Origin of the sequence: Craterilacuibacter sp. (genome assembly GCF_051659485.1) — a bacterium.
Lineage (GTDB): Bacteria > Pseudomonadota > Gammaproteobacteria > Burkholderiales > Chromobacteriaceae > Craterilacuibacter.
This window is the reverse complement of the sequence record NZ_JBOFOO010000193.1, coordinates 1-9,768: the sequence shown is the minus strand read 5'-3', so window position 1 is coordinate 9,768 and position 9,768 is coordinate 1. Positions and strand designations below refer to the sequence as shown.

The window sequence follows — 9,768 nt, the reverse complement described above, 5'->3', positions numbered from 1 at the left end:
GCTTTTGGGCCGGATGCGCGCAATACCCTGCTGTTTGCCGGTTTTCAGGCTGGCGGCACGCGTGGCGCGCTGATTACTGGCGGGGCGGACAGCGTACGCATTTATGGCGAAGATGTGCCGATACGCGCTGAAGTGATTGCACTGGAGCACCTGTCGGCGCATGCCGATGCCGACGAAATCATGGCTTGGCTGCAAGGGTTTGCCCAAGCGCCAAAACACACTTTTGTCGTGCATGGCGAGCCGGATGCGGCCGATACCTTGCGCCGGCGTATCGAGCACGAATTGGGCTGGATGGTCAGCGTACCCGAGCACAAGGGCAGCATCGAGTTATAGGGCAGGTTGTTATCCTGTAGTGCGGCCATGCCAGGCCCAGAAGTCCTTGATGTGGTGCTGCATGAACTCCTGTGCGGCGATGAGGTCGGCGTGGTCGGCTTCATCGGTGATGCGATACACGCCGGCTGTCAGGGTGTCGTTTTCGACTTCCAGTGCAATACCGGACATCTCGGCCTGTTCAGACAGGTAGGCCAGATAGTCGTTGATTGCCTGAACAAATTCCTGGCCACGCGCTTGTCCGTTCAGTAGCGACTTCACGAAATTGTGCCCGTTGATAATGATCTTGCTCATGGTGGTCTCCCTTTGCTGTGTCCTGGCGAATAAATGGATGGTAGCAGCTGGATCTGATGGCACGAGGGCTGGATTTTATCGGGTTTAAAACGCGCGGGTGTCTTGACGGAATAGCCTGAATCTGGATGGCCTGGCGTGCTGTGCAAATTTTAATCAGCACTTGCGTGGCCATTGATTTGAATGGGTTTTTCTATTTTTATGCTGCTGTTTGGCACGGCTTTTCCACAGGAACTGTGGAAAAGCCGGCTGTCCATATCGAGGGCAAAGCCTTGTCATTCGCTTAGGCAAGCCGCGCAGTTGATTGCTTATTCGGCCGCCGTGACGCCGAACTGCAAGGCGGCCAGTCGTGCGTAAAGTGGCGAGCTTTGCAGTAAGGCGGTATGGGTGCCTTCGGCAATGATGCGCCCCTGATCCATCACCAGAATACGATCGGCCTGACGTACCGTTGCCAGACGGTGGGCGATCAGCAGCGTGGTGCGGTTCTTGGCAGCGCGCTCCAGCGCCTGTTGGATCAGTTGCTCGGACTCGGCATCCAGCGCACTGGTGGCTTCGTCCAGCAGCAGTACGGGCGGATTTTTCAGGATGGCGCGGGCGATAGCGATACGCTGGCGCTGCCCGCCAGACAGGCGGACGCCGCGTTCGCCCAGATGGCTGGCATAGCCTTGTGGCAGGCGCAGAATGAATTCTTCAGCCGCCGCTTCACGGGCGGCGGCATGGACCTCGCTGTCGCTGGCATCGGGGCGTCCGTAGCGAATGTTTTCCAGCGCGCTGCCGGCAAAAATGATGGTGTCCTGCAAGACAATCCCCAGATGCTGGCGCAAATCACTCAGGCTTAATGCGCGCAGGTCGACTCCTTGCAGCTTGATCTGTCCTTGTTCCGGATCATAAAAGCGTAGCAGTAACTGGAATAATGTGGACTTGCCGGCACCCGAGGGGCCTACCACAGCCACTCGCTCTCCCGGGCGTATGTGCAGGTTCAGGCCCTGCAGGGCGGGCTGATCCGGGTGGGAAGGGTAGCTGAAACTGACATTTTCCAGCCGGAGGCCATCGCCTGTTGCCGGTAAGGGTTGCGGCATGGCGGGCGATGCAACTTGTGTATTTAGCGCCAGTAGTTCCATCAGCCTTTCGGTGGCACCCGCCGCGCGCTGGATATCGCCCCAGACTTCTGCAATGGCGCCAATGGCACCGGCGGTCACCACCGCATACAGGATGAACTGCCCCAGCTCTCCCGGTGTCAACGTGCCGTCGATGACCGCATGGGCCCCCAGCCACAGCACGAATACGATGGCGCCGAAAACCAGCAGGATCACCACCGCCGTCAGCAGACTGCGGGCGCGGATGCGCGCCAGCGCACTGTCAAAGGCATGTTCGACTGCGCCATCAAAGCGCCGGGACTCGCGCCCTTCCTGATTGAATGCCTGAACGGTAGGGATGGCATTGAGAATTTCGCCGGCCATGGCACTGGCGTCGGCGATGCGGTCCTGACTGTTGCGGGATAGTGCCCGTACCCGCCGCCCGAACAGTATGATGGGCAAAATGACCACTACCAGTGTGGCAATGATGTAGCCGGTGAGGCTGCTGCTGGTGATGGCCAGCATCACCAGTCCTCCGGTCATCAGCAAGAGGTTGCGTAAACCCATGGATAAGCTGGTGCCGATCACGGTTTGCACCAGAGTGGTGTCGGTGGTCAGCCGCGATAATACTTCGCCGGTTTGCGTGGTTTCGAAGTAAACCGGACTCATATGGATTACATGGCGATAGATGGCGCTACGCAGATCGCTGGTGACGCGCTCCCCCAGCCACGAGACCAGATAAAATCGGGCTGCCGTCGCGATAGCCAGCACGGCAGCGACGCCAAAGAGGGCAATAAATACGGTGTTGATATGGCCGCTGCTGCCCTGGCTGAATCCCCTGTCAATCATGAAGCGGAAGGCGACAGGCAGGGCCAGTGTGGCGCTGGCGGCTACGCTCAGGGCCATTAGTGCCAGCAGCGCAAGGCCGCGATAGGGTCGCAGATAAGGCAGTAAGGCCCATAAAGGGCTGATGCGGCGCAAAACGGGAGAGGCAGTCATGCCTGCTACTTTAACGGCTGCCATGGCGGGCTGTTAAATTTATTTTGGTGTTGGCAAAAACTAGAGTTACTACCGATGCCGGAAAGGCAGGTGGAACTGGTGGGGGGAGAAGGATTCGAACCTTCGAAGGCTGAGCCGTCAGATTTACAGTCTGATCCCTTTGACCGCTCGGGAATCCCCCCACAAGAGGACGCGAATAATAAATAGCTTTATATAGACTGTCAAGCCATTAGTGGCTGATCTTGCGTGATTGAGGGTGGAGGCACGGGCAAGGCTGCATTTACTCGCTGAGTATCTTGTTGCGCCCGCTGCGCTTGGCCTGCATTAAGGCCGCATCGGCACGGCCTAGCGTGGCGCTGTAGTCTTCATTCCCGCGGTGTTGGCTGAAGCCTATGCTGGCGGTGATGGATGGCAAGTCAGGAATAGGCAGGGTCAACTGGCGTATGCCCTGATGGATGCGGCCGATAATGGACTGCGCTTCGGTTATCGATACCTCGCTGAGCAGCAGCAGGAATTCCTCGCCACCCCAGCGGCAGCACAGATCATGCTTGCGCAACTGCCCTTGCATGGCGCGTGCGGCTTCGATGAGTACCTGATCGCCAGTCTCATGGCCGTGTGCGTCGTTGAAGTATTTGAAATGGTCTATGTCCAGCATGGCCAGTACGAAGCTATGCTTTTGCTGCGCCGCCTGGGTTGTTTCCGTCTGCAAGCGGCTTAGCATCAGGTGGCGATTGGCCAGGCCGGTGAGCGGGTCGAAATGGGCCTGATGCGCCAGACGCAGCTCGTAAGTCTTGCGTGCAGTAATATCGACATGGGCACCCATGATGCGTATCGGCTGGCCCGCCGCATCCCATTCAAGAACCCGTCCCCTGTCCCATAGCCAGACAATGCGCCCATCTTCGCGCACCACGCGGTATTCAGCCTCATAGCAAGGTGTTTGGCCGGCCAAATGGGCAAAGTAGTTTTCCAGAACCGCTGCGCTATCGTCAGGGTGCAAGGTCGTGCACCAGCGCTCGAAATCGGCTGAGGTCTCTTCAGGCTGGAATTGCTGCAGATTGAAAACGGTCAGCCTGCCGCTTTGCGGCTCGCCTTGCCAGATGCACAGGCCGGTTCCGTCTGTCGCCGCATCGAGTTTTTCCTGCAGCACACGATGGCCTTGCTGCGCTTGGGTCAGTTGCTGCTGTATTTGAGCCAGCTCTGAGCGCAAAGCAGTAATGATCTCTTCCACGTGCCTCTCCATAATGAGCCTGAGATCATAACTGCTGAATCACCAATGACAAAGAGATGTTTGCGCCTGGCGGCTCCTGATGTTTAGGACAGCACCGCAGGCAGGCGCTTGATATCGGCCACACGGATGCGCTTGAGCTGCTCGACCGTAATCAGGTGCATCAGGAGTTTGATGACCTTGGCCGGCTTGCCCTCGCTTAGGGCGCGATGCAGGCGTGCTTCCAGCTCTTTGGCATCTTCACGCTTGCTGACCGGCTCGGGCAGCAACAGGCGAATCGCATCATCATCGATGGCGCGGGCGCCCATAGGCGTGGCGGCTTCGTCATTCGAGGCCAGAAAAATCATGTACTTGCCTTTGGTCGTCAGGGCAGCACCTATCAGTTTTACGGTTTGATCCATTGCATGGGTCTCTTGGTCAAATTTTGGAGCGCTAGGGTACACCGCGCGTGGCGTGCATGAAACCTTTAGTTTAGGCGGCCTTTTTCTTTAAGCTGTGTCTGCAAGCCTTAAGCAGTGCTGCTAGAACACAGTAGCCCTGTCTGGGCAGGCAAGGCTGTCACGTATCTGGCGCCCGTGCAGGAGGTGGCGACCATGAAAACGCTGGGCTGGATGTTGTTGTTCTGTGGCGTGTGTCATGCTGAAGCGATGCAGCGCTGGGTCTTGCTGGGGGAGACTCGCGCGGGCAACCAGATTGCTTTTGATCTGCAGTCTTTTCGCACGGGTGCCTTGCCGGAGGTGTGGCTGCAGGTCAATCAGGTCAGCTGCCCGAACAAGGGGCAGCGCCATGATTGCCTGCTGCAACAGAAGGTCAAGGTCAATTGCAGTAGCCACGAGTTTGCCGTTGTCCACACCAAGGTTCGCAATCGTAAGGGTACATTGCACAGCGATAGCGGTCTGGTGGGGGCGACGTTTGCTTCGGCACCGCAAGGCTCGATTGCCGAGTCTATCGTCGCGCTGGCCTGCCATGTCGAAGGACTACAGGGCTGAAAGCCGGTATCAGGCGAAGCGGCGGGCGGCATCCAGTGCCAATCCGCTGCCTATGCTGCCGTGCAGGTCGCCTTCTACGACTTGTGCCAGTGGCAATAGCGCGGCGATGCGTTGCCTGAGCAGGGGCACACCGCTGGCGCCACCGGTAAAAAACACGGTATCGACTGCCGCCGACAATACCCCGGCCTGAGCGAGCACCTGTTTGACGGTGCTTTCTATGCTGTCAATCTGGCGTGCTATCGCCTGATCAAATTCGTTGCGGGTGATGGTTTGCGTCAAACCGGCTTCGATTTCATCCAGCTGCAAGATGGCGTGATCGCGCGTCGATAGCGCAATTTTGGCGTCTTCCACCTGCATGGCCAGCCAGTGGCCGGCCCGCTTGGATATCAGTGCAAACAGCCGGTCCAGCTTGTCCTGCTCCAAAGCTTCCGAATACACGCTTTGCAGCGAAGAGAGCGCTTTGCGTGTATAGGCGAAGTTGATGGTGTGCCAGGTCGACAGATTGAAATAGGCGCTGGAAGGCATCTCGGCCTGGCTTTTAAGTTTGCTGCGCAAACCCAGCAACGGCATGGCACTGGCCAGACTCAACTGCCGGTCAAAATCGGTGCCGCCGATATGTACTCCGCAATTGGCCAGAATGTCGTCCTGCCTATCCAGTTTCAGCGCAGCCTTTGGAGACAAGCGGATCAGGGTAAAGTCCGAGGTGCCGCCGCCGATATCGACCACCAGTACCAGCTCCTCGCGCGTGATCCGGCTTTCATAGTCAAATGCGGCGGCTATCGGCTCGTACTGAAACTCGATATCGCGAAATCCGGCCTGACGTGCAATGTGTGCCAGGGTGTCTTCGGCCAGTTTGTCGGCGCGGGCATCATCATCGACAAAAAACACCGGCCGGCCGAATACAGCCTGCTGCAGTACGTAGCCGGTTTGTGATTCGGCGCGCTGTTTGAGTGCATCGATATACATCTGCAGCAAGTCTGAAAAACGCAGATTTCGGCCATGGACTTCGGTCTGGCCTTCCATCAGGCTGGTGCCGAGCAGGCTCTTGAGCGAGCGCATCAAACGGCCTTCATAGCCTTCCAGATATTCGGCGATACCGGCGCGCCCGACAGCGACCGAGTCTTCCTCGGTATTGAAAAACACGACCGAGGGCAGGGTGGTCTTGCCGTCTTCCAGTGGCAGCAAGGCCGCTTGTCCCGGGCGGTGCCAGCCGACGGTCGAGTTTGACGTGCCAAAATCCACGCCACAAGCATTGGTCATCATGAGTACGTTTGTATCGGTTCAAATTCGAAGGCGCGCGAGTATAGCCCAATTCAAGCCTCAGGTCTGGCGTGACTGTGCTGGCGGCGGTGGGTTGCCCCACGCGGTGCGGGGGAGCCTGCCCGTAAAGCGGGATATTTCATTGTTTCAGGCTTTCGCTGTTTGCCCGCGGTTTCGGTGTTGTCGTGGCAAGCGCAAGTTTGTGACGCGACAGGCTGATGGCGGGTTGGCTGCGCCAGCCGCAATCTCACACGTATAATCGGCATGACTTCAGCAAACACGGCATGCGATGAAAATACTGCACACCTCGGACTGGCATCTGGGCCAGCATTTTATGGGTAAATCCCGGCAGGCCGAACATCAGGCCTTTCTGGACTGGCTATTAACGCAGGTGGCGCTGCATGCGGTCGATGCCGTGATTGTCGCCGGTGATATATTCGACACCGGTGCGCCGCCCAGCTACGCCCGCGAGCTTTACAACGAACTGATCGTCGGCCTGCATCACAGCGGGGCGCAGTTGGTAGTGCTGGGCGGTAACCATGATTCGGTGGCAACACTGGGAGAAAGCCGCAGCCTGCTGGCCCAGCTGTCTACCCATGTCATTCCTGCCGTGAGCGACGTGCCTGACACCCAGTTGCTGGTGTTACCCGAGCGCAGCGGCAAGCCGGGCGCCATCCTGTGTGCCATTCCGTTTATCCGTGCCCGCGATGTGTTGCAAAGCGTGGCAGGGCAAAGTGCCGAGCAAAAGCAGCTGGCGCTGCAGCAGGCGATACATGGCCACTATCAGGCGCTATACGAGGCGGCGTGTGCCAAGCGCGATAGTCTGGGTGCTCAGTTGCCCATTATTGCCACCGGCCACCTGACTACGGTGGGGGCCAGTAGCAGCGAGTCGGTACGCGAAATCTACGTCGGTGCACTGGAGGCCTTTCCGACCAGCGCTTTTCCGCCGGCCGACTATATCGCGCTGGGGCATATCCATCGTCCGCAACAGGTCGGCGGCTTCGAGCATATCCGTTATTGCGGCTCGCCTATTGCCTTGGGCTTTGACGAGGCGCGCCAGCAAAAACAGGTGCTGCTGGTGGAGCTGGATGGTCGCGGTTTGCAGGGGGTGCAGTCTTTGCCTATTCCCTGTTTTCAGCCTTTATATGCGCTACGCGGCACGCTGGACGAATTGCCGGCTGCCATTGCGGCGGCGGCACTTGAGGCGAATGCAGGGCAAACGGTATGGCTGGAAGTGATGGTCTGCACCGATGACTATCTGGCCGACCTGCATGGCCGGATAGCAGCCTTGTGCGAGGGGCTGCCGGTGGAAGTGCTGCGGATACGGCGCGAGCGCGGGCAGGCGGCAGCCAGTTTGCAGCAGGTGGCGCGCGAAACGCTGGACGAACTCAATCCGCTGGAGGTCTTTGCGCGCCGTCTGGCAAAGGAAGAACTGCCGGATGCGCTGAAGTGCCAGCTTGAAGCGCGCTACACGTCTTTGCTTGCCGAGCTGCAAGGAGAAAGCACATGAAAATACTGAGCTTGCGCCTGAAAAACCTCAATTCGCTCAAGGGCGAGTGGAAGATCGATTTCACCGAGCCGCGTTTTCGGGATAACAGCCTGTTCGCCATTACCGGCCCCACCGGTGCCGGCAAGACCACCTTGCTTGATGCCATCTGTCTTGCGCTTTATCACGAGACGCCGCGCATCAAGACACTATCGGCCAGCTCCAACGAGCTGATGACGCGGCATACCGCCGATTGTCTGGCCGAGGTCGAGTTCGAAGTGAAAGGCATCGCCTATCGTGCATTCTGGAGTCAGCGCCGCGCCCGCGATAAGGCCAGTGGTGCTTTGCAGGCGCCCAAAGTGGAGCTGGCGCTTGCCGATGGCAGCATCCTGTCCAGCCAGATCCATGACAAGCTCAAACAAGTCGAGGCCATCACAGGTCTCGACTTTGCCCGCTTCACCAAGTCGATGTTGCTGGCGCAAGGTGGTTTTGCCGCTTTTCTCAATGCCAGTGCCAATGAGCGCGCCGAACTATTGGAAGAACTCACCGGTAGCGAAATCTACGGCCTGATCTCCGAACGCGTCTTTGCGCGTAGCCGGGATGCCAAGGCGGCGCTGGATCAGCTCAGGGCGAGTGCCGGGGGCGCCGATTTATTGGACGCACCGCAGCGCGCACAACTGGAGGCCGAGTTGGCGGCGCTGGCGCGACAGGATGGCGAGTGTGCGGCGCAACTGGCGCCGCTGGATACGCAGCGTCAATGGCGGATCAGGCTGGAGCAGGCCGGGCGTGACGAGGCCAGCGCCACACTCGGCTTGCAGGAAGTGGAGGCTAAGAGCCGTCAGTTCGCCCAAGAGCTTGATTGCCTGCTGGTCAGCGAGCCGGCCGAAGCGTTGCGCCCGCTTTATGTTGCGTATACGCAGGCCGAGGATCACTGGCAGCAGACGCAGCGCACCCTGGCGGTGGTGGCGGGTTCGATCGCAGACAAACGCAGCGAGCAGCAGCACTTGTCTGGCGAGGCATGGGCGTTGGCCGATGCATTTGCCGCAGGGCAAGAGGCGGCATTGCAGGATATGGCCACTGAACAGCAGCGGCTGCAGGCGCGACTGGATGCGACGGCGCAGCACGCACGGCTGGGCGAACTTATTCCCGAGTGGCGGGCGCTGTTTGCCAGTGTTTGCCGTGTGGGCGGCGAGCATGAGGCCCAGCAAAAATTGGTGGCCGGCTATCTGGGTCAGCAGCAGCAGAGCGGCCCGCATCTGCTGGCACTCAGGGCTGGCGTCTTAGCTGCCCAGGAGCGATGTACGGCGGCGCGGGCATGCGAATCCGAGGCGGCTTTGCGTCTGAGTGCCTGTGGAGATGGCTTGTCTTTACGCCAGCATTGGCAAAACTTGCAGTCGGGTCAGCAGGGCTTGTTGCAGTTGGGTGAGTGTGGTGCCGCCTTGCGCGGCTTGCAGTCTGATAAATTGCATTGGCAGACGCAGCAGCAAGATCTGCAGGCGCAATTGGACACGAGCCAGACCCATCGCGAGCAACTGCGCGCAAGTTATAAAACCTTGCAGCAGCGGCTGCAAGACAAGCAAAAGTTGCTTGAGCTGGAGCAGCGCATTCTGGGGCTGGAAGCGCAGCGCGCGCAATTGCAGCCGGGCGAGGCGTGCCCCCTGTGTGGCGCACACGAACATCCGGCCATCGAAGCGTATGCAGAACTGGATTCATCGGCGACAAGGCAGGCGCTGGAGGCCTTGCACGGCGAGCTGGAGCGGGTGCAAAGCCAGGGGCAGGAAGCCTCGTCGTTGCTGGCGCGGTACGAGGCCGAACTGGCGCAACTGGCCATACGTATCCGCGAGGCCGAGGCGAGCGAGCAGTTGCAGTTGGCACGCTGGCAGGAATTGGCGGCGACTTATGCTCTGCCAGTCGGTGGCTGGCGCGATGCGGCGGTGTTGACCGGGCTGCTTGAAAAGCATCAGACTGAACTGGCTGCGGCAGAGCTTGCGTTGCAGACTTGCGACTTGGCCGATAAAGCCTTGCAACAGGCCAGAGAGGCCGGCCATCAGGCTGATGCACAGCACTCGAAGCAGCTGCAGCAACTGGCGCTGGCACAGCAGGAGACAGAGG

General features: G+C 59.2%; 9 protein-coding genes and 1 tRNA gene. 4 read left to right on the top strand and 6 right to left on the bottom strand.

The annotated features are described in order from the left end of the window. A partial coding sequence (locus ACRC1E_RS07035; protein WP_438514400.1) for an MBL fold metallo-hydrolase RNA specificity domain-containing protein occupies positions 1–333 on the top strand: 333 nt, incomplete at its 5' end. 9 nt (positions 334–342) lie between these two features. On the opposite strand, the gene ACRC1E_RS07030 is transcribed toward ACRC1E_RS07035, so the two are convergent. The 5 genes from ACRC1E_RS07030 to ACRC1E_RS07010 form a co-directional block, all read right to left on the bottom strand. Continuing rightward, on the bottom strand, positions 343–624 hold the full coding sequence (locus ACRC1E_RS07030) for a hypothetical protein (RefSeq protein ID WP_438514399.1): 282 nt from the start codon (positions 622–624) through the stop codon (positions 343–345). Positions 625–929: 305 nt separating this feature from the next. After that, positions 930–2,696 carry an ABC transporter transmembrane domain-containing protein gene (locus ACRC1E_RS07025; RefSeq protein WP_438514398.1) on the bottom strand — a complete coding sequence of 589 codons (1,767 nt, stop codon included), beginning with the start codon at positions 2,694–2,696 and terminating at the stop codon, positions 930–932. Positions 2,697–2,793: 97 nt separating this feature from the next. Beyond that, positions 2,794–2,878 (bottom strand) — tRNA-Tyr (locus tag ACRC1E_RS07020). 98 nt (positions 2,879–2,976) lie between these two features. After that, positions 2,977–3,924, bottom strand: a complete 948-nt coding sequence (locus ACRC1E_RS07015) for a diguanylate cyclase domain-containing protein (RefSeq protein WP_438514397.1) — start codon at positions 3,922–3,924, stop codon at positions 2,977–2,979. An 83-nt stretch (positions 3,925–4,007) separates the two neighbouring features. Then, on the bottom strand, positions 4,008–4,322 hold the full coding sequence (locus ACRC1E_RS07010; RefSeq protein ID WP_438514396.1) for a hypothetical protein: 315 nt from the start codon (positions 4,320–4,322) through the stop codon (positions 4,008–4,010). 192 nt (positions 4,323–4,514) lie between these two features. Between ACRC1E_RS07010 and ACRC1E_RS07005 the strand changes: the two genes are divergently transcribed. Continuing rightward, positions 4,515–4,910 carry a hypothetical protein gene (locus ACRC1E_RS07005; protein WP_438514395.1) on the top strand — a complete coding sequence of 132 codons (396 nt, stop codon included), beginning with the start codon at positions 4,515–4,517 and terminating at the stop codon, positions 4,908–4,910. 9 nt (positions 4,911–4,919) lie between these two features. Here the strand turns inward: ACRC1E_RS07005 and ACRC1E_RS07000 are convergent, their stop codons facing one another. Beyond that, complete coding sequence (locus tag ACRC1E_RS07000) at positions 4,920–6,173, bottom strand: Hsp70 family protein (protein ID WP_438514394.1); 1,254 nt, start codon at positions 6,171–6,173, stop codon at positions 4,920–4,922. A 286-nt stretch (positions 6,174–6,459) separates the two neighbouring features. Here ACRC1E_RS07000 and sbcD point away from each other — a divergent pair, with 286 nt between their 5' ends. Then, positions 6,460–7,680, top strand: coding sequence for an exonuclease subunit SbcD (gene sbcD, locus ACRC1E_RS06995; RefSeq protein WP_438514393.1), 1,221 nt, complete (start codon positions 6,460–6,462; stop codon positions 7,678–7,680). Continuing rightward, a partial coding sequence (locus ACRC1E_RS06990; RefSeq protein WP_438514392.1) for an AAA family ATPase occupies positions 7,677–9,768 on the top strand: 2,092 nt, incomplete at its 3' end. The genes sbcD and ACRC1E_RS06990, both read left to right, overlap by 4 nt.